Annotated in this window: 19 protein-coding genes and 4 tRNA genes; 2 read left to right on the top strand and 21 right to left on the bottom strand. The window is 60.1% G+C overall.

Going from position 1 to position 18,999, the window contains the following annotated elements; genetic code table 11:
• From F451_RS0116310 to F451_RS0116255, 12 genes are all read right to left on the bottom strand, one after another.
• Nucleotides 1–436, bottom strand: a 436-nt coding sequence (locus tag F451_RS0116310) for a GTP-binding protein (RefSeq protein WP_020682462.1), incomplete at its 3' end; no start/stop codon positions are given.
• A 93-nt stretch (nt 437–529) separates the two neighbouring features.
• Nucleotides 530–604: transfer RNA gene (locus F451_RS0116305), tRNA-Thr, on the bottom strand.
• An 8-nt stretch (nt 605–612) separates the two neighbouring features.
• Nucleotides 613–687 (bottom strand) — tRNA-Gly (locus F451_RS0116300).
• Nucleotides 688–711: 24 nt separating this feature from the next.
• Nucleotides 712–795 (bottom strand) — tRNA-Tyr (locus F451_RS0116295).
• Between the two features lie 24 nt (nt 796–819).
• Nucleotides 820–895 (bottom strand) — tRNA-Thr (locus F451_RS0116290).
• 35 nt (nt 896–930) lie between these two features.
• Nucleotides 931–1,584: a hypothetical protein gene (locus F451_RS0116285; RefSeq protein ID WP_020682461.1), complete on the bottom strand. Its 654-nt coding sequence runs from the start codon at nt 1,582–1,584 to the stop codon at nt 931–933.
• A gap of 1 nt (nt 1,585) precedes the next feature.
• The gene (locus tag F451_RS0116280) at nt 1,586–2,308 is read right to left on the bottom strand and encodes a type III pantothenate kinase (RefSeq protein WP_020682460.1); all 723 of its coding nucleotides are present in this window, start codon (nt 2,306–2,308) and stop codon (nt 1,586–1,588) included.
• Complete coding sequence (birA, locus tag F451_RS0116275) at nt 2,305–3,279, bottom strand: bifunctional biotin--[acetyl-CoA-carboxylase] ligase/biotin operon repressor BirA (protein WP_020682459.1); 975 nt, start codon at nt 3,277–3,279, stop codon at nt 2,305–2,307. Before birA ends, F451_RS0116280 begins: the two co-directional genes overlap by 4 nt.
• Before the next feature lie 59 nt (nt 3,280–3,338).
• Nucleotides 3,339–3,842, bottom strand: a complete 504-nt coding sequence (locus F451_RS0116270; RefSeq protein ID WP_020682458.1) for a dihydrofolate reductase — start codon at nt 3,840–3,842, stop codon at nt 3,339–3,341.
• A 9-nt stretch (nt 3,843–3,851) separates the two neighbouring features.
• Nucleotides 3,852–4,694: a thymidylate synthase gene (locus tag F451_RS0116265; protein WP_020682457.1), complete on the bottom strand. Its 843-nt coding sequence runs from the start codon at nt 4,692–4,694 to the stop codon at nt 3,852–3,854.
• Nucleotides 4,695–4,759: 65 nt separating this feature from the next.
• Entirely contained in the window at nt 4,760–5,548 is a 789-nt protein-coding gene (gene lgt / locus F451_RS0116260; RefSeq protein WP_020682456.1) for a prolipoprotein diacylglyceryl transferase, read from the bottom strand.
• Nucleotides 5,549–5,562: 14 nt separating this feature from the next.
• Nucleotides 5,563–6,366: a sulfite exporter TauE/SafE family protein gene (locus F451_RS0116255; protein ID WP_026291827.1), complete on the bottom strand. Its 804-nt coding sequence runs from the start codon at nt 6,364–6,366 to the stop codon at nt 5,563–5,565.
• Nucleotides 6,367–6,531: 165 nt separating this feature from the next.
• On the opposite strand from F451_RS0116255, the gene F451_RS0116250 reads away from it, so the two are divergent.
• Nucleotides 6,532–7,338, top strand: a complete 807-nt coding sequence (locus F451_RS0116250; protein WP_020682454.1) for an NRDE family protein — start codon at nt 6,532–6,534, stop codon at nt 7,336–7,338.
• Between the two features lie 101 nt (nt 7,339–7,439).
• Here F451_RS0116250 and ptsP read toward each other — a convergent pair whose 3' ends face one another.
• Complete coding sequence (gene ptsP / locus F451_RS0116245; protein WP_020682453.1) at nt 7,440–9,716, bottom strand: phosphoenolpyruvate--protein phosphotransferase; 2,277 nt, start codon at nt 9,714–9,716, stop codon at nt 7,440–7,442.
• Nucleotides 9,717–9,733: 17 nt separating this feature from the next.
• Nucleotides 9,734–10,228, bottom strand: a complete 495-nt coding sequence (locus F451_RS25745; RefSeq protein WP_020682452.1) for an RNA pyrophosphohydrolase — start codon at nt 10,226–10,228, stop codon at nt 9,734–9,736.
• A 154-nt stretch (nt 10,229–10,382) separates the two neighbouring features.
• On the opposite strand from F451_RS25745, the gene F451_RS0116235 reads away from it, so the two are divergent.
• Complete coding sequence (locus tag F451_RS0116235) at nt 10,383–11,039, top strand: histidinol-phosphatase (RefSeq protein ID WP_020682451.1); 657 nt, start codon at nt 10,383–10,385, stop codon at nt 11,037–11,039.
• A gap of 245 nt (nt 11,040–11,284) precedes the next feature.
• On the opposite strand, the gene F451_RS0116230 is transcribed toward F451_RS0116235, so the two are convergent.
• From F451_RS0116230 to F451_RS0116200, 7 genes are all read right to left on the bottom strand, one after another.
• Nucleotides 11,285–12,325: an NADP(H)-dependent aldo-keto reductase gene (locus F451_RS0116230; protein WP_020682450.1), complete on the bottom strand. Its 1,041-nt coding sequence runs from the start codon at nt 12,323–12,325 to the stop codon at nt 11,285–11,287.
• 58 nt (nt 12,326–12,383) lie between these two features.
• On the bottom strand, nt 12,384–13,580 hold the full coding sequence (locus F451_RS0116225) for a class I SAM-dependent rRNA methyltransferase (protein WP_020682449.1): 1,197 nt from the start codon (nt 13,578–13,580) through the stop codon (nt 12,384–12,386).
• Nucleotides 13,581–13,722: 142 nt separating this feature from the next.
• A complete protein-coding gene (gene gcvH / locus F451_RS0116220; RefSeq protein WP_020682448.1) occupies nt 13,723–14,115 on the bottom strand; it encodes a glycine cleavage system protein GcvH in 393 nt (130 codons plus the stop codon).
• Nucleotides 14,116–14,381: 266 nt separating this feature from the next.
• Nucleotides 14,382–15,659, bottom strand: coding sequence for an FAD-dependent monooxygenase (locus F451_RS0116215; RefSeq protein ID WP_020682447.1), 1,278 nt, complete (start codon nt 15,657–15,659; stop codon nt 14,382–14,384).
• Nucleotides 15,656–16,918 carry a 2-octaprenyl-6-methoxyphenyl hydroxylase gene (ubiH, locus tag F451_RS0116210; RefSeq protein WP_020682446.1) on the bottom strand — a complete coding sequence of 421 codons (1,263 nt, stop codon included), beginning with the start codon at nt 16,916–16,918 and terminating at the stop codon, nt 15,656–15,658. The genes F451_RS0116215 and ubiH overlap by 4 nt, the downstream gene beginning before the upstream one ends.
• Nucleotides 16,915–18,252 carry a Xaa-Pro aminopeptidase gene (gene pepP / locus F451_RS0116205; RefSeq protein WP_020682445.1) on the bottom strand — a complete coding sequence of 446 codons (1,338 nt, stop codon included), beginning with the start codon at nt 18,250–18,252 and terminating at the stop codon, nt 16,915–16,917. Before pepP ends, ubiH begins: the two co-directional genes overlap by 4 nt.
• Nucleotides 18,252–18,854, bottom strand: coding sequence for a UPF0149 family protein (locus F451_RS0116200; protein WP_020682444.1), 603 nt, complete (start codon nt 18,852–18,854; stop codon nt 18,252–18,254). Before F451_RS0116200 ends, pepP begins: the two co-directional genes overlap by 1 nt.
• Between the last annotated feature and the right edge of the window lie 145 nt (nt 18,855–18,999).

The following is an 18,999-nucleotide window of genomic DNA, read 5'->3' as shown; positions in this document are numbered from 1 at the left end:
CGCAATCTTCAGCCAGCAGGTCAGCCTTGTTCAGGAAGACAACGATGTACGGAACACCAACCTGACGGGACAGCAGGATGTGCTCGCGAGTCTGCGGCATCGGGCCGTCAGTTGCGCCACATACCAGGATAGCGCCGTCCATCTGAGCAGCACCGGTGATCATGTTCTTGACGTAGTCGGCGTGTCCCGGGCAGTCAACGTGCGCGTAGTGACGGGTCGGAGACTCGTACTCAACGTGAGAAGTCGCGATGGTGATACCGCGCTCACGCTCTTCAGGAGCATTGTCGATACCGTCGAAGGCAACGGCTGCGCCGCCCCATACTTCAGAACAAACACGCGTCAGCGCAGCTGTCAGAGTGGTTTTACCGTGGTCGACGTGACCGATGGTGCCGACGTTAACGTGCGGCTTGTTACGTTCAAATGCTTGCTTAGCCATCAGCCATATTCCTGATAACGTTGAGTGAGATTCTGGAACGACAAATACAACAAAGGGCAGACATATTTCTATATCTACCCTTCATTTCAATTCTGGAGCTCATGGGCGGAATTGAACCGCCGACCTCACCCTTACCAAGGGTGTGCTCTACCCCTGAGCTACATGAGCACAACTGCTGGAGCGGGTAGCGGGAATCGAACCCGCCTCTTCAGCTTGGAAGGCTGAGGTAATAGCCACTATACCATACCCGCCTGCCGGCAAAATCTGGTAGTAGATGGTGGTGAGGGGTGGATTCGAACCACCGAAGCTCGCGCGTCAGATTTACAGTCTGATCCCTTTGGCCACTCGGGAACCTCACCTTACTACCCACTTCGCCGCTAACATGGTGCCGGCACGAGGAGTCGAACCCCGGACCTACTGATTACAAGTCAGTTGCTCTACCAACTGAGCTATACCGGCTCAGCGTCGAAGTGGGGCGTATAGTACTGATCGACTCAGGGCGTTGCAACCCCTTTGCAAAGTTTTTTCTCTATTTTTATATCAGGATACGATTTTTCCAGCACCTGATTGATTTTATTGAACAAATTTCGATCAGATTCGACCGGAATCACCACCGAGTACAGCTCATCCACACGATCGAGCACATGTAATTCAGGCGCAAGGCCGGTATCGCGAAAACGTAGCAGCGCCACATCGGCCTCGGCCTCTGTCGCGTAACGCCCCAGCAGCAACTGCGCACCCTGGGGACTGCTCTCGGGCACCACATCCACCGACTGCAGACGCTCGATCAGGGCAATGCGCTCCTGCGGATCCTCAGGCACATTCAGTACCAGCTCAAAACCCGCCACCCGCCGAATACTCTCGTGCTCGATAACGGGCAGCAAGCCATAACGCCGCATCAGCTCGGACACCTGATTGGCATCCAACCGGGTGCGCAGCCCGACATAGGATACACAGAGCGCCTGGGCCGCATCGGGCTGGACAAGCTCGCGCAACTGACCGGGCTCCACCTCGGACAGCAGCCGCACCGACACGCCCTGCTCGACGACTTCGGGCACAACATCCCGGGGTTCACGCTGCAACATCGCAGCCCACAACAGCACCACGGCATTGGCGAGCAGCAGCAGCAAAAACAGCCAGCGCAGCATGTTAGCTCAACGCCCAGCGCAGGCCGTCCAGAACCAGGTCCGGACGATACTCGCCCTGCCCCGCCTGACGCGCGAACAGCTCACCATCACCGCCGGTTATCAGCAGCTGCATCGAGGGATAGTCAGACTCAAGCTGCCCCAGCAGACGCTGCGCGATGGCGTCAAACACAAAGTTGATGCCGTGATGCACGGCCGTCGAGGTTTGGGTGCCAGGGGTCATATCAAACGGCTCAGCACTTGGGTCGGCAAAGACCTGGGCAGTATTGCAAAGCAAGCTAAACGCCATCAGGCGAACGCCCGGCACGATGTAGCCGCCAAGGTGCACGCCGTCGGGCCCGACAAAATCGATGGTAATGGCGCTCCCACAATCCACAACACACACGCTGCCACCCACCTGATTGTAAGCCGCCAGCATGGCTACCCACCGATCGACACCCATACGCGACGGATCGGCATAGCTGTTACTTACGCCCGCCGCCTGATCCCGCACCTGAGCGAACTCCGGCACCAGCGACCAGCGCGCCTGACAGTAGTGCCTGATCAGGGCCGCGACCTCCGGGCCGGCCACACAGGCCACGCGCACCCGGGAGACCGCATCCGGCCAGCAACTGAACTGGCCGTCATCAAGCTCTGCCGTCAGCAGGCGCCCACGCACCCAGCCCTGCCCCTCACCGGCATAGCGCCACTTGAGAAAGGTGTTGCCGATATCAATTTCAAGCATCATGACAGACGCCTGAGACTGACTTCACCCCCATGGAAACTCTCCAGTCCGGCGGCCGTTTCAAGTATCAGCGCACCACTGCCCGACACACCGCGACAGATCCCCTCCACGGCATTGAGACCGAAGTTCAGCGACACCCGCTGATCGCGACAGGCATCCAGCGCCTGCCACTCATTCACCAGCGGTTCAAAACCGGATTCGGCAAAGGCGCCCAGCACCGGCACCAGCTCGTTCACCAGCGCCGCCAGCACCTGGGTACGGGAGGGGACGGCACCGCAAATCTGCTGCAGGTCCACCCAGGGCTGGTCAATGTCTACGGCCAGGTCTTCGGGCATTGCGATGTTCAGCCCCACTCCGGTAACCACCTGACAGTCGCCTGAGGCTTCGCCACTGACTTCCAGCAGCACGCCTGCCAGCTTGCGCCCCTGCCACAGCAGGTCGTTGGGCCATTTAAGCTCAACACCCTCCAGCCCCAGGCGCGCCAGCCCCCGGGCCAGCCCCAGGCCAACCGCAAGGCTCAACCCCTCGAGAGACGCCGCCCCTTGCGGGAAGCGCCATACCAGCGAAAAGTACAGATTGCGCGCAAAGGGACTAATCCAGGTACGTCCCCGCCGACCACGCCCCGCCGTCTGCTGCTCGGCAACATAGAGACGACCGTGCCCCGACTGCTGCTGCAGCTGTTGCATGGCCAGCAGGTTGGTGGACGGAATAGACAGGTCGAACTGCATGCCCCCGAGCCTTGCGGCCACATCGGCATTCAGTGCCGCAGCAAAGACCTCGGCATCCAGCAGGTCCAGCCCCCCGGGCAGGCGATAGCCACGCCCCTTCACACTGTAGATCTCGATACCAAGCTCTTCGAGCTTGCGCATCTGCTTCCAGATCGCACTACGACTGACGTTCAGCTGCTCGCCCAGCTCCTGCCCGGAGTGGAACAGGCCGTCGGCCAGGATAGACAACAACGATCGGGTCGTCATAAGGCTTGTCCTTATTTATTCAGATTAAACCGGACTACGCCGAGCCCGAGCAGCGTCGTTCAGGCGCGCTCCAGCACGCGAATACTGTAGTCATAGGGATTGGGTCCTTCAGCGCCGAAGTCGGCCCGCTGGACCTCCTGCCACTGCTCCTGCGACAACACCGGGAAATGCGCATCGCCCTCAATGTCAGCCTGCACCTCGGTCAGGTAGATACGCTGCGCCTGATCCAGCGCCTGGGCATAAATTTGCGCCCCACCGATCACCATTGCCTCGTCACAACCGCCAATCTCGCAATGCGCCTGCGCCAGTTCGATCGCCTCATCCAGCGATGCAGCTGTCTGCACGCCCGCATGGTTCCAGGCGGCATTTCGAGTAACCACAATGTTGGCACGTCCAGGCAGAGGCCGGCCGATAGACTCAAAAGTCAGCCGCCCCATGATGACCGGCTTGCCAAAGGTAACCTGTTTGAAATACTTCAGATCCGCCGGCAAATGCCAGGGCAGCTTGTTATCGACACCAATGACGCCGTTGCGGGCCTGGGCCACGATAATTGCCAGTTTCATCTCGCGTCCTCAGACTGCAATTGGAGCTTTTATGCCCGGATAGGGATCATACCCGGCGAACTCGAAGTCTTCGAATTCATACTCGAACAGTGATGCCGGCTTGCGACGAAGGCGCAAGCTCGGCAGTGCACGCGGCGTACGCGACAACTGCTCTTCGACGATCGAGGGGTCGTTCAGATGATTCTGATAAAGGTGCACATCACCGAAGGTATGCACGAAGTCGCCCACTTCAAGATCGCACTGTTGCGCCAGCATATGGGTCAGCAACGCATAGGAGGCGATATTGAACGGCACACCGAGAAAGTAGTCGGCACTGCGCTGATACAGCTGGCAGCTGAGCTTGCCATTGGCGACGTAGAACTGGAACAGGGTATGACAGGGCGGTAGCGCGGCCTTGCCCTGCTCCACATTCTGCTGGGGGCTCACGCCCTCATCTGGCAGATCCGCCGGGTTCCAGCCACTGACGATCAGCCGGCGCGAATTGGGGTTACGGCGTATCTGCTCAACCAGGTCGCTGATCTGGTCGACAGTACGCCCGTCCGGGCAGGCCCAGGAGCGCCACTGCTTGCCGTAAATCGGCCCCAGGTCGCCGCTCTCCAGTGCCCATTCGTTCCAGATGCTGACGCCTCGTTCTTTGAGCCAGTTATTGTCGGTATTGCCGGCCAGAAACCACAGCAGCTCATACACCACCGACTTGATATGTACCCGCTTGGTGGTCAGCAGCGGAAAGCCCTGCGCCAGGTCAAAGCGTAACTGACGACCAAAAACAGACCGCGTGCCTGTGCCGGTGCGATCACCCTTGTCACAGCCGACGGCAATAATATCGCGCATCAGGTCCAGATACTGCTGCATTACCACTCCAAATCAAAACCGTAAACATGCGAGCCGCCCGCCAGCCAGGGGCTGCGGGCCGCCGCTCAGGCGCTAACTTTACGCCGGTAGGCCAGCAGCATCAACAAAGCCCCTGCCAGCACCATTGGCACGGACAGCAACTGCCCCATGGTTAACCACTCAAACGCCAGGAAGCCCAGATGATCGTCCGGCTCACGCACCAGCTCGATCAGGGAACGGAAGCAGCCATATAAAAGCAGGAAGAGCCCGGATACCGCCATGCGCGGACGTGGCCTGGAGGAAAACCACCAGAGCAGCACAAACATCAGCACACCTTCCAGCGCAAACTCGTACAGCTGCGACGGATGGCGCGGCACGCCGTCGCCGGCACGGGGAAAAATCACGCCCCAGGGCAGGTCAGTCGCCCGCCCCCAGAGCTCGCCGCCGATAAAATTGCCGACTCGACCGGCGCCGAGGCCGATCGGGATCAGCGGAGCGGTAAAGTCCCCCATTTCAAAGAAAGTCTTGCCCTGCTTGCGCCCGAACAGCCAGAGCGCCACCAGCACCCCGATCAGGCCGCCATGGAACGACATGCCGCCTTCCCATACGTGAAACAGCCACAGGGGGTGCTCCAGAAAGTAGTCGAACTGATAGAACAGCACGTAGCCGGCACGCCCACCCAGTACCACACCGACGGCACCCCAGAAAATCAGATCGGAGACCTGCTGCTCGGTCCAGCCGGAACCCGCACGCCGGGCCCGGTACACACCCAGCCACCAGGCGGATGCGAACGCCACCAGATACATCAAGCCATACCAGTGTATCTGCAGGAAGCCCAGATCCAGAGCGATCGGGTTGATATCATGCACCCACATAACGTAATCCTTGTTCAGAGCAAATTGCCAAGCAGAAACCGTAAGCCCACCAGGGCGAGAAAGACCGCAAATATACGCCGCAGCACCGGCGCCGGCAGACTGTGCGCCCAGCGCGCGCCCAGGCGCGCAAAGAAAGGACTGGTCAGGACGATTCCGGCAAAGGCAGGAAGGTACACATACCCCAGGCTCCAGTCCACCAGCGCATCATGCCCCCAGCCTTCGAACACATTGCTAAAGGCCCCCATCAGGGCGATCGGCAAACCACAGGCCGCCGACGTTGCCACGGCCTGCTGTATGCCTATATGGCGCCAGCTCAGGTAAGGCACTGTCAGCGTGCCACCACCAATCCCAAAAAGGGCCGATGCCCATCCAATCACCCCGCCGGCTGCAGCAAGCCCGCCAGCCTTTGGCGCTGCACCGGGGCTGTTCGAAGGCTTGGCGCCGAAGGCCATCTGCACGGCGACCAGCAACACAAAGCTTCCGATCAGCATCTGCAATACGTCACCCGGCAGCTGGCCTGCAGTTTTCACCCCCAGAAAGGCTCCGAGCATTATGCCAAGACCCAGGGGCCGGAACAGGTCCCAGCGCACCGCGCCGCGTTTGTGATGGGCAAGAATTGAACTGACCGACGTTACCACGATAGTCGCCAGCGATGTCGCCACCGCCATATGGGTCAGAACCTCGGGGGATATACCCTGCACACCAAAGGAAAAGACCAGCACGGGCACGATCAGCAAACCGCCGCCAATGCCAAACAATCCGGCTGTCACACCCGCGGCCGCGCCAAGCGCCAGATACATACATAGGGTCAACAGCATGATGGAACATCCCTGCAGAAGTCATGATAAAGTCGCCTATAGTAGCTTATAAGGCGTTGCTGGCAAGCCGACCTCGACCATGAAAACAGCCTAACTCCCAGTGAACATGGGGCGCAGGGGCTCGCGTCAGAGTCCAGCCCTGCACCGTCAAAGAGACCAGATTCAATGTGCCTGATCACCTTCGCCTACAAGGCCCATGCCGACTACAACCTGATTCTCATTGCCAACCGGGACGAGACCTATGGCCGCGCTACCCTCGATGCAACACCCTGGCCACAGGACAGCGGCCTGGTTGCAGGGCAAGACCTGGAACAGGGCGGTACCTGGCTCGGTCTGCATCGTGCAGGCCGGCTCGCCGCTGTCACCAACTATCGCGACGGTCGCGCCACTGCGAACCCGGCGCTGCGTTCACGGGGGCATTTGACGCGGGACTTTCTGCTCGCAAACGAATCAGCCGCCGCCATGGGCCAGCACTACACCGAGCACGGCGCTCTGTATGGTGGCTTTAATCTGCTGCTGGGAGACGAGGAAGGGCTGTACTACCTGTCAAACCGGGGCCGGAACACCGAACGTCTCGACCCGGGCATCTATGGCCTTAGCAACGCATTGCTCAACAGTCCCTGGCCAAAACTGCAACAGGCTCGCAATGCACTCAACGCGGCGCTGGGAAGTATCACCGCCAGCCAGAACATGCCCCAGCTTGCAGCACAACTCACGGAGGTGCTGGCGGCACGCGACCGGGCACCGGACCAGCAGCTGCCCGATACAGGCATTGGCCTCGAACTCGAACGCAGCCTGTCATCCTGCTTCATTCAGCTGGCGCAATACGGCACGCGGGCCACGTCGGTAGTGCTGCAGGATTACCAGGGCAATAGCTGTTTTTACGAACAAAGCTTTGATGCGAAGGGGCCGACACTGGCACGCTGCTTCGAGCTGCAGATGCCGCTGATCGGCGCCCGCCCCCAAAGATAGCGCCCGCATACCAGCGCCAGAACTGAGCAGTCAGCGGCGACGCACACTTGGATGCCTCACACGGCCAAGTGAAGCGACACCCGCGGCGCCAATCCGCGCTATTACTCGGGTATCATCGGCCGCGATAGCTGGCCCAGCCCAAGTTCCTGCAAGGTGGTACGCAACAACAGGTGGATTTCCTCGGCGTCATCCATGCTGCGCACCTGAAGAAGCAGCTCAAGAGCGCGCACATGGGTAATACCGCGAATGGCCGATTTTACCCGGGGAATATTGGTTGAGTTCATCGACAGCACGTCATACCCCATGGCCATCAGCAGGATGGCACCACAGGGATCCGACGCCATTTCACCGCAGATGGAGACCGGTACACTCTCCTTGTGCGCTTCCTCTGCAATATACTCCAGCGCCCGTAAAACCGCCGGGTGATAAGGCGCGTAGAGGCCTGCAACACGAGGGTTGTTACGATCCACCGCCAACAGGTACTGGGTCAGGTCGTTGGAGCCCACAGAGATGAAGTCCACCCGACGCGCGAAACGGCGCACCTGATACACGGCCGCCGGCACTTCGACCATCACCCCCACGGGTGGGCGCTCGGTAATATGGCCTTCTTCACGCAGTTCGTTCACCGCCCGGTCGATCATGCGATTGGCCTCGTCCACCTCGTGCACACTGGTCACCATGGGCAGCATAATGCGCAGATTGCCGAGCCCCTCAGAGGCGCGCAGCATAGCCCGCACCTGAACCAGAAAGATCTCCGGATGGTCCAGCGTCACACGAATGCCGCGCCAGCCCAGGAAGGGGTTCTCTTCCTTGATAGGGAAGTAAGGCAGCGCCTTGTCCCCCCCTATATCCAGCGTACGCATGGTGACGGGGCGCGGGGCAAAGGCCTCCAGCTGAAGGCGGTAAGTCTGAATCTGCTCCTGTTCGCTGGGGAAAAACTCCCGGATCATGAACGGAATCTCGGTGCGATACAGCCCGATGCCCTCGGCGCCACGGTCCAGCGCTCTGGAGACATCGATATCGAGGCCGGTGTTGGCCCACAACGGCATGCGATAGCCATCGGAGGTCTCGGCAGACTTGCCGCGCAACTGCTCAAGACCGGCGGCCACCTCCCTGTCTTCACGCATAATTTCACGGTACACCTGCAGAATCTCGTCCGAGGCGTTCACATAAACCCGCCCGGAGTAGCCATCCAGAATGAGCGTGCGAGTCTCGATCTGGGTATAGGGCAGATCCAGCACTCCCATGGCCGTGGGGATCCCCAGAGAGCGCGCCAGGATGGCCGCATGCGAGTTGCCGGAGCCATGCACCGACACCAGCCCGGCCAGCTTTTCGGTGGGCACTTCCCCCAGCATCGCCGGTGTCAGCTCATCGGCAACCAGAATCGTATTATCCGGGTAGTCGATTTGCGCGGGCGCCGCTTCCTGCATATAGGCCAGCACACGCCGCCCCAGATCACGAATATCGGACGCACGCTCGCGCAGGTAGGGGTCTTCCATGGCATCGAACTCACGGATATGCGCCTTGACCACATCCCGCAGGGAGCCCTGGGCCCAGTTGCCCAGGCGAATTTTTTCCACCACTTCGCCGGCCAGCGCATTGTCATCGAGCATGCGCAGATAAACATCAAACAGTGCCTGTTCACCTGTGCGCAATCGCTTGGACAGCGTACGCCCCACCACGCGGATATCGTGTCGAACAGATTCGAGGGCACGGGCAAACAGCTGGATCTCAACCTCGATATCGGCGGCAGGCTTATCCGGTACGGCATTCAGATCCGCCGGTGGTGCGATCACCACCGCAGGGCCAATGGCAACACCGGGCGCGGCCGACACGCCTTCGAAACGGCTCTCAATCACCGCACCGCCGGGGCCACCACTGACATCCTGAATCGAGCCGGTCGCCTCGGCATGTGCGATAACACCCGCCAGCTGGGCAGAGACGGTTACGAGGAAGGCTTCTTCATTTTCATCGAAACGCCGGCGTTCCTTTTGCTGCACCACCAGCACGCCCAGCACATCCCGCTGGTGAATGATGGGCACGCCCAGAAAGGAATGAAAACGCTCTTCGCCGGTACCCTGCAGATAAATGAAGGCAGGATGCTTGGCCGCATCCTCAAGATTGATCGGTTCGGCGCGCTGCCCCACCAGTCCGACAATCCCCTCGGAGGCCGACAGGCTTACCGCACCAACGGCATTCTGGTTCAGGCCCTGAGTGGCCATCAGGATATAGCGCTGCTTTTTGGCATTGAAAAGATACACAGAGCACATCTGTGTCCGCATGGCACGCTGAATTCTGCGCACGATGAGATCAAGCACCGAATCAAGATCCGGTGCTGCGCTGACCTCCTGCACGATCTTGCGCAGTATCTCTAGCATTGACCCACCCCATGTTGTTATTTTCGTTGCTGGGCGACAACTCGCGCCAGCTTGGGCGACAGCTCCCTCATCGCCTTTCGGTATACTTCGCGCTTAAATGAAACCACCTGCCCCAGTGGATACCAATAACTCACCCAGCGCCAGCCATCAAATTCCGGCGAACTGGTGTGGTCGATCGTCACCGCCTGGTCTTCGCTAAGCATGCGCAACAGAAACCATTTCTGTTTCTGGCCGACACAGACCGGATGGGAATTGCGCCGGATCATTCGTTTGGGTAGACGGTAGCGCAGCCAGCCACGTGTGACAGCAACGATCTCAACGTCACTCGCCCGCAGTCCGATTTCCTCATGAAGCTCGCGGAACATCGCTTCATCCGGGGATTCATCATCCTGAATCCCACCCTGAGGAAACTGCCAGGCGTCCTGTCCTATCCGTCTAGCCCAAAGGACCTGACCCAGCGAGTTCGCCAGAATGATGCCGACATTCGGTCTGAACCCGTCTGAATCAATCACTGTTTATATCCTGATATAGTTCGTTGCTATTGTTCCACACTTCACGAATTCCGCAAACTCCACTCACAACAGCAATTTACACCGCCTGCCCATGTTTGAATGGCTGCTGCGGACGCTCTATGCTCGGCATTTTCCATCCAGGGGGAGTACAACCTTGAGTCTGGCCATTTTCGATCTGGACAATACCCTGCTCAATGGCGACAGCGATCATGCCTGGGGAGAGTTTCTCTGCACCCAGGGCATTGTCGACCCAGTAGAGTACAAACGCGCCAATGACCGTTTTTACCAGCAGTACCAGACCGGCACCCTGAACATCGTCGAGTTTCTGGAGTTTGCCCTGCACCCGCTGGCACAGCACCCGCAGCAACAATTGCAGGCGTGGCAGCGCCAGTTCATGCAACAGTGCGTTCAGCCCATGATGCTGCCCAAGGCACTGCAACTGCTGGCCGAGCACCGTGCCCGCGGCGACTTTCTGCTCATCATCACGGCCACCAACCATTTTGTGACCTCGCCCATCGCCCACCAACTTGGCGTAGATGCCCTGCTGGCCACCAATCCGGAGTTCGAAGCCGGACGTTACACCGGCAGGGTGGCGGGGACACCCTGCTTTCGCGAAGGCAAGGTCGAGCGCCTTAACCAGTGGCTGCAACAGAGCGACCATACCCTGGAGGGCAGCCATTTCTACAGCGACTCGCACAATGACCTGCCGCTGCTCGAACGGGTGGAGCATCCAGTTGCAGTGGATCCGGACGAGATTCTGCACCGCACCGCCCGCGAACGCGGCTGGCCGGTAATCAGCTTGCGGGACTGACCGGACTGCGCGCCCTGGCCAGCAGCCTAGGATTCATCGCCGCAACCGGACGCCGCATAACCCTTCGATACCCGCCATGGATCGCTGCAACCCATGGCGGGGCGCGATGCCAGGATAACGCAAGAAAACATTAGGACTGACGCCTTGGCGTCGCTAACCCAGCCTGCAATCCATCGGTCATCAGCGACGGCCGGTAGCCCGTCTGGTACCGGCAGGCGCAACGCACGCCTGCGTCGAACTTCGTACTATGGGCAGGGATAGGTGAAACGGGCATGGATAGCTTCGATCCGCGCCAGCACGTCGTCACTCAGGTCGAGATCGACCGACGCGATATTGCTGCGCAGTTGATCCATTTTGGACGCACCAATAATGTTGCTGCCCAGGAATGGCCGGCTATTCACATACGCCAGCGCCATCTGTGACGGGTCGAGCCCCGCCTCCAGTGCCAGATCCACGTAAGCCTTCGTCGCCGCCTGACCCTGCTCGGACAGGTATCGCTGAAAATTGGGATACAGCTTGAGGCGAGAGCCTTCCGGCCGGGCGCCATCGATGTATTTGCCACTGAGCACGCCAAAGGCCAGTGGCGAATAAGCCAGCAGGTCAACATGCTCACGCAGCATCACCTCGGCCAGCCCCACTTCCAGGCTGCGGTTCAGCAAGCTATAGGGGTTCTGCACCGACACCACGCGCGGCAGGTCCAGCTTTTCCGCCAGACGCAAAAACTCCAGGGTACCCCAGGCTGTTTCATTCGACAGCCCGACATAACGCACCCGCCCATCATCCACCAACTCCTTCAGCGCCCGCAGGGTCTCCTCGATCTCCACACCGTCATCGGCGGAGTCGCCCGGCACATAGCCCAGCTGACCAAAAAAATTGGTTTTCCGCTCGGGCCAGTGCAGCTGGTACAGATCGACGTAGTCGGTCTGCAGGCGACGCAGGCTGTCGTCGATGGCCTCCCGAATGCTGGCTCGGCTCAGCCCCACGCCCGGACGGATATAGCTGCACATATCGCCGGGGCCGGTCACCTTGGTGGCCAGAATCAATTGCTCGCGGTTGCCACGCGCCTTCATCCAGCGGCCAATGATCGCTTCACTGTCGCCCTGGTAATCGGGTGATGTCGGCACCGGATACATTTCCGCGGTATCGAGGAAATTGACCCCGTTCGCGGCAGCGTAATCCAGCTGCTCCCAGGCTTCGGCCTCGGTGTTCTGACTACCGAAGGTCATGGTTCCCAGAGCGATGCGACTGACTTTCAGGTCGCTGCCGCCAAGCATTTTATACTGCATCCGTATCTCTCCCTGAATCAGGCTACCGGTCTTCTGGCAAAAGGCGCGCCCGCCGGTCTTAGCTGACCGGCAGGACTCGAACAAAAAAGGCTTTCAGATAATCCGTTTCCGGAATCGCCGGGTGCAGCGGATGATCCGCGCCCTGGTGCCCCTGATCGAATATCTGCGAATTACGATCCAGCTCACGGCTGTTACTGCGAATGATATCCACCAGGCTCTCGCGCTGCAGATGCATGGAGCAGGAGGCGGACACCAGCACGCCCTCGCGGTTCAGCAGACGCATGGCCAAGTTGTTGATGCGGGCATAAGCACGCTCACCGTTGCGAATATCCTTCTTCTTCTGAATAAAGGCCGGTGGGTCCACAATGACCACATCGTAGCGTTCCTTCTCGGCCACCAGCGCCTTGCAGATATCAAAGGCATCGCCGTGAAGCGGGTCAAAGCGGTCTTCCTTGCCATTGAGACGGGCGTTCTCGCGCGCCACATCCAGTGCAAAGTGTGACGCATCCACGCAGCTGACCATTTCGGCACCGGCCGCCAGCGCCTGCACGCCCCAGCCACCCACATAACTGAACAGGTCCAGCACACGCTTGCCCTTGACCAGCTGCTGCATGCGGGCGCGGTTAGCACGGTGATCGTAGAACCAGCCCGTTTTCTGGCCACGCTGCAACGGTGCCAGCAGCTGAACGCCGTTTTCAGTCAGCGGACAGAGCTCCGCAATATCGCCCTGCACCACCTCAACGTAGGTTTCGAGCCCTTCCATTTCGCGCATCTTGCCGTCATTGCGCAGCAAAATGGCCTCGGGCTTGAACACCTTGTTCAGTGCCGCGACCACCTCATCAATCACCGCCTCCATGCCGGCGGTGGAAACCTGTATGACAAAGATTTCGTGAAAGCGGTCAATCACCAGTCCCGGCAGACCATCGGAGTCACCGTAGACCAGTCGATAGCAGGGTTCACTAAAGTTCATCTCGCGCAGCGACAGAGCCACATTCAGGCGGTGTACCAACAGCGAGCGGTCCAGCTTGTAATCAAGATCACGACTGACCAGACGGCCGCAGATCAGCGTGTTTGGGTTAACGTACGCGATACCCAATGCCTTGCCGCGATCAGACTCGACCACCACCTGCTCGCCCGCAGCGAAGCCCTTGAGTGGGGTTTTCTGATTATCGACCTCGTTGCTGTAGATCCAGAGATGACCACCGCGCAGGCGTTTCTCGGCACCCGTTTTTAGGCATAAGCGTTTCAGTGACATATCTATGATTACATTTCCTGAGGTCGTGTCGGCACCCTGGGTCCTTCGACCGGCACCGCGCTTGATTTTGAAAATGACTGTCCCGGCCAGTGGCCGGGACAGTCAGGTGGCAGCGAGTGCCACCGGGATCAGCCGCCCTGAATCAGGCTTCGGATTCGCACAGCTCGCTATAGCCATCGGCGTCGAGCAGTTCATCCAGTTCCACCGTGTCGGACAATTTCAGGCGGAAAAACCAGCCGTCGCCGAAGGGGTCACTGTTCACCAGTTCCGGAGAGTCCTCGAGGTCTTCGTTGATCGCGACAACTTCACCTGACAGCGGCGAATAGATATCCGATGCCGCCTTGACCGACTCAACCACACCGGCGTCATCACCCGCAGCCAGCTGTGCCCCGACATCCGGCAGCTCGACGAACACCACATCCCCCAGCAGATCCTGGGCATGATGGGTTACACCGACGGTCACGGTACCGTCATCCTCGACACGAACCCATTCGTGACTGGCGACGTATTTCAATTCAGTTGGAATTTCACTCATTTCCGTTTCCTACCCTTCTCAGGATTACGAGTTCTATTAATCCGGCACCAGACAGTACCTGGCTTAATAACTGGCACACGCACATGACCGCGCGAGCTGGGCCAACCGGCTGACAGCCGTCGACACTGAATTCTAGAACATCATGCCGCCACTGCCGGATAAGAACCAGCCAACTGACAAACACGGCTTATGGCGCACCAGTATAGACGCCATACACGACTGTCCCGACGAACCGGACGCCAATGTATAGGCTATCCCGCAGCAGATCAATCGCTGCAGTGGCGCCGGGCCCGCGCCGGCAACTCGCCCGACAGCCCCATCGCCGCCAGTGCCAGATGATTCTTGACGACACCAAGGCGGTCAAAGCACTGCATGCCCATATTGCGTCCCAGCACGAGCAGGGGCTGCCGTGTGTCGAACAGGCGCTTGAAACCTTCCATGCCGGCGGCCATCTGCAGGTTTTCACCCTGTCGCCTGCGCTGGTAACGCCTCAGAATGCGTAGCGCGCCGATGTCATCGCCCCGCGCCGCTGCCGCTTCAATCACTTCCGCCAGCACCGCCGCATCCAGCAGGCCCAGATTCACGCCCTGCCCCGCCAGCGGATGAATGGTGTGTGCGGCATCGCCGATGGCAGCAAAGGCTTCCTGCACATAGCGCTTGGCATGGCGCTGGCGCAGCGGGAAACTTTGCCGTTGGTCCGCCCACTCGACGCGCCCCAGGCGCCCCTCGAACGCCCGCTCCAGCGCCGTGCAGAACTCGGCATCATCCAGGCCGGTCAGCTCACGAACATGCTCCGGTGATGTCGACCAGACTATCGAACTCAAATGATCGTCGGCGCCATCGCGCAATGGCAGGAACGCCAGGGGGCCATCATCGGTAAACCGCTGCCAGGCCGTCGCGCCATTGGAGCGCTCGGTACGCACCGTGGTTACAAGGGCATGATGACCGTAGTCCCACTCCCAGGTCGGCAACGCCGCCAGCTGGCGGGTACGTGACAGCGCACCGTCCGCCGCGATCACCAGCCGGGCGCGCAGTTCCTGCCCATCCGATAACGACAGCTGGCGCCAAAGCCCCTGGGTCGACGTGCGGGGCTCCGACAGCGCACGAACCTCAACGCCTTCCAGCAGCCGAATATGCGGCTGCTCGGCCAGGGCACTGCGCAGCCCGGCCAGAATGACCCTGTTCTCCACGATGTGGCCCAGACAGGGTTCGTGCAAATCGGCCGCGCTGAAGTGCGTGCGTCCGGTCCCTTCGCCATCCCAGACCTCCATATCGGTATACGGACTCAGGCGCAGCGACGCCATCACCGGCCAGGCATCAACAGAACGCAGTATCTGCTCCGAGGCACAGGTCAGGGCGCTCACCCGCGGGTCGAACCCCTCGTGCGTGGCATCCTGTACCCGCTGCAGCAGACTTTGCGGCTGCGCCGGCCGGCTCTCCAGGAGCAGAATATTGAGTCCCGCGTCGCGCAGCGCAAGGGCGGCCGTCAAGCCCACCATGCCGGCACCGACAATAATCAGATCGGCATCCAGAAGCTCGCTCATGACCGCCCCTCCCACTGCTGCAGTACCGGGGCCGGCGTATCGAGCCCCATGGCGCTGCGCGCAAACAGAGTTTTAGCCGTCGGGCAGACATCCAGCGCCTGCAGTCCCAGGTTCCGTCCCAGGGTCAGCAGCGGATTGCGGCTGGTAAAGAGCTTCATCGTGCCGTCGCTAAATCCAATGGTGCGCTGCTGATCGCTGCGCATGCGTTCGTGGTAGGCCTGCAACACCGCAAGGTCACCGAGCGAACGCCCCTGCCTGCGTGCATCAATCAGTTGATCGGCCAGGCTGACCACCCCGCGCAGCGCAAGGTTGTAGCCCTGCCCTGCGATCGGATGCAGTGCATGGGCCGCATTGCCCAGCACCACCAGGCCGGCACGGACCTGCTCTTCCGCCAGCACCAGTTGCAGCGGATAGGCATGACGCTCACCCACCTGAACAAAGCGCCCGGCGCGATAACCAAACCGCTGCTGCAGCTGTGCCAGAAAGCCGGCATCATCCATATCCATCAGCGTCTGGGTGTCATCGTCCGACAGTGTCCAGACCAGCGCACAGCGGTGCTGCCCGTCCTGCTCCTGCAGTGGCAACAAGGCCATGGGGCCCTGATCGGTGAATCGCTCATAGGCGATACCCCGGTGCGGTCGATCAGGACTGACATTGGCGATCAGCGCATGCTGCTCGTAAGCGCTGTAGCGATAACCGATCCCCAGCCGCTGACGCAGCTCGGAACGTCCGCCATCGGCCATGACCACCAGCTCACAGGTTAACGCTGACGTGCAACCATCCCGGCTAATCGTCACGCTCATCTGACCGTCACCGGGGATCACTTCCGCCACTTCAGCCGGGCACAGATAGTCAATACGCCCACACTCGGGCGCCTGCAGCCGGTTCAGCAATACCTGGCCGAGCCAGTGATTCTCGATGACATAGCCTAACGCGGGTACCTGCTGCTGCGCCGCGCTAAGGCGCGAGGCACCAAAATGGCCGCGATCAGACACATGGATTTCACCGATGGGTGTAATGTGCTGTGTCAGCGTTTGCCAGATGCCCATGCGCTCATAGGCACTGCGACTGCCATAAGCCAGCGCCGTGGCACGGGCATCATAACTGGGCTGGTAGGACAGCCCGTCGCGGCGCAAAGGAACCGGCTCGACAATGGCGATGTCCAGCCCCAGCGCTTCTGCGGCGGGGACAAGGGCACAGGCAAGGCTTGCGCCGACCATGCCACCGCCAACAATGATCAGGTCATAGTGCTGCTTCATCTGGACTGCCGGGCCTTTGCCATCAGTTGCTCGATCTCGGCAACCGACTTGGGCGCTGCGGCACTAAGCACTTCGCCGCCCGTTTCGGTCACCAGAACATCGTCTTCAATGCGAATACCTATACCACGCCAGCGTGGCTCAACCCCTTCATTATGCGGCGAGACATAGAGCCCGGGTTCAACGGTCATCACCATGCCGGGTTGCAGCGGACGCCACTCGCCCTCGACGCGATAGTCACCCACATCATGCACATCCATGCCCAGCCAGTGCCCCAGCCGATGCATGTAAAATTCACGGTAGGCGCCGGTCTCGATCAGCGTATCAACATCACCCTCCAGCAAACCAAGCGCTACCAGGCCTTCGGTCAGCATATGCACCGACAGGTCATGCACTTCATTCCAGAGCACGCCGGGCTTGACCCGTTCGATACAGGCCAGCTGGGTTCGCAGCACCAGTTCATACAACTGCTTTTGCTCAGGGCTGAAATGCCCATCCACCGGAAAGGTACGGGTGATGTCACCGGCGTAGTACTCCAGCTCACAACCGGCATCGATCAGTACCAGGTCACCGGCACAGAGCGCATCGCGGTTTTCGGTATAGTGCAGTATGCAGCCGTTGGCACCACCGCCAACAATTGACGAATAGGCCGGCAGATGACAACCATTCATGGCGAAGTGATGACTGATTTCGGCCTCAAGCTGATACTCAAACAATCCTGGCCGACACTGCTGCATGGCCCGCACGTGCGCCTGGGCTGAAATACGACCGGCCTCGCGCATCAACCCAATCTCAGCCTCTGACTTGAACAGCCGCAGCTCATGCAGCAGCGGGTCAAGCATCACCAGTTCCGTGGGCGCCACGGCGCCCTGGCGAGCGCGGGAGCGCACGGCCTTGAGCCACTGCCGAACGCGATTATCAAGGGCCTCGTCGCTACCGATGGAGTAACAGATGCTTCGGCGCCCATCGATCAGTTCTGGCAGACGCTTGTCGATCTCATCAACCGGGTGTGCCGCGTCGAGGCCATAATGCTGCATCGCCCCCTCGGGCCCGGTGCGGTACCCATTCCAGATTTCCATCTCCGGATCCCGCCCCTGACAGAACAGTACGGTTTCACCGTCACTGCGCCCCGGCAACAGCACCAGCACGGCATCCGGCTCGTTGAAGCCGGTGAGGTAATAAAAGTCGCTGTCCTGGCGGAACGGATATTCAACATCCCGATTGCGATGACGCATGCTCGCGCCGGGCACAATGGCCAGGCCGCCGGCCGGCAGTTGCGCCATCAGGCGGGCACGGCGGGCAGCAAATTCGCCCAGGGGCAGGCTGGATTTCATCATCAGTGCAGTGTCTGAGGCGTGGCCGGAGCAGTCGCACTGTCTTCCGGCGTTTTGTTGCATTCGGCAAACAGCATCAGCGCCGCCATCCTGACATACTCTTCCACTTCCATCAGGTTGGACTCGCCCTCTTCACCGTCGTCGTCATCAGCTACGATCTGGGCGATCTCACTCAGATCCGTCAACACTTCCCGGGATTCCTTCGACAGGCTGTCATCTGTCTGTTTGCCGTACTGGCCAAACCCGCTCAGGAAGCCCTGACACCATTGCCCCAGACAGGCCGCACGCAACGACAGCAACTCATCGTCGTCCGGCAGCATGAGATCGAAATCAAGCTCAGTGCCTTCGAGCTGCGTCAGCGCATGCTGAAACATTTCCAGCAGGCGCACCTTGGAGGTTTCCTGGGTGAAATCGCCGATCTCAAGAAAGGTCGCCGCCAACTGCAGCCAGGCAGCGGGGTCAGGCCTTGCGCCAGCCACCAGGGCGCCACTGAGCAGGCCGTGTAGCTCGGCGGGGGATATTTCCTGCACACCTTCGCCTACCAGCACATTGGCTATGTCATCAAATTCAGCCGGGGCCGGGTGGTTATCGGTATCTACTGTCATCGGTCTTCGCTCAATTCCTGCAGGCGTGCCCCGGGACACAATCAGCGGGGCACGAACAAGGGTTTACTGTTGCCGTTATCCTAGCAGCCTGACCGGCTGAACACTATTGTGGCGGAGCCTCACAACGACGCCTTACGGTGCCTTT

This window comes from Marinobacterium rhizophilum DSM 18822 (genome assembly GCF_000378045.1).
Classification (GTDB): Bacteria; Pseudomonadota; Gammaproteobacteria; order Pseudomonadales; family Balneatricaceae; genus Marinobacterium_A; species Marinobacterium_A rhizophilum.
Note: the sequence above shows the minus strand (reverse complement) of the source record. Positions and strands in the feature narration are given on the sequence as shown.

Bases quoted from the DNA above. Each gene is read 5' to 3' on its own strand.
- F451_RS0116285 (WP_020682461.1), bottom strand. From the start codon at position 1,584: ATGCTGCGCTGGCTGTTTTTGCTGCTGCTGCTCGCCAATGCCGTGGTG.
- F451_RS0116280 (WP_020682460.1), bottom strand. From the start codon at position 2,308: ATGATGCTTGAAATTGATATCGGCAACACCTTTCTCAAGTGGCGCTAT.
- birA (WP_020682459.1), bottom strand. From the start codon at position 3,279: ATGACGACCCGATCGTTGTTGTCTATCCTGGCCGACGGCCTGTTCCAC.
- F451_RS0116270 (WP_020682458.1), bottom strand. From the start codon at position 3,842: ATGAAACTGGCAATTATCGTGGCCCAGGCCCGCAACGGCGTCATTGGT.
- F451_RS0116265 (WP_020682457.1), bottom strand. From the start codon at position 4,694: ATGCAGCAGTATCTGGACCTGATGCGCGATATTATTGCCGTCGGCTGT.
- lgt (WP_020682456.1), bottom strand. From the start codon at position 5,548: ATGTGGGTGCATGATATCAACCCGATCGCTCTGGATCTGGGCTTCCTG.
- F451_RS0116255 (WP_026291827.1), bottom strand. From the start codon at position 6,366: ATGCTGTTGACCCTATGTATGTATCTGGCGCTTGGCGCGGCCGCGGGT.
- F451_RS0116250 (WP_020682454.1), top strand. From the start codon at position 6,532: ATGTGCCTGATCACCTTCGCCTACAAGGCCCATGCCGACTACAACCTG.
- ptsP (WP_020682453.1), bottom strand. From the start codon at position 9,716: ATGCTAGAGATACTGCGCAAGATCGTGCAGGAGGTCAGCGCAGCACCG.
- F451_RS0116230 (WP_020682450.1), bottom strand. From the start codon at position 12,325: ATGCAGTATAAAATGCTTGGCGGCAGCGACCTGAAAGTCAGTCGCATC.
- F451_RS0116225 (WP_020682449.1), bottom strand. From the start codon at position 13,580: ATGTCACTGAAACGCTTATGCCTAAAAACGGGTGCCGAGAAACGCCTG.
- gcvH (WP_020682448.1), bottom strand. From the start codon at position 14,115: ATGAGTGAAATTCCAACTGAATTGAAATACGTCGCCAGTCACGAATGG.
- F451_RS0116215 (WP_020682447.1), bottom strand. From the start codon at position 15,659: ATGAGCGAGCTTCTGGATGCCGATCTGATTATTGTCGGTGCCGGCATG.
- ubiH (WP_020682446.1), bottom strand. From the start codon at position 16,918: ATGAAGCAGCACTATGACCTGATCATTGTTGGCGGTGGCATGGTCGGC.
- pepP (WP_020682445.1), bottom strand. From the start codon at position 18,252: ATGATGAAATCCAGCCTGCCCCTGGGCGAATTTGCTGCCCGCCGTGCC.
- F451_RS0116200 (WP_020682444.1), bottom strand. From the start codon at position 18,854: ATGACAGTAGATACCGATAACCACCCGGCCCCGGCTGAATTTGATGAC.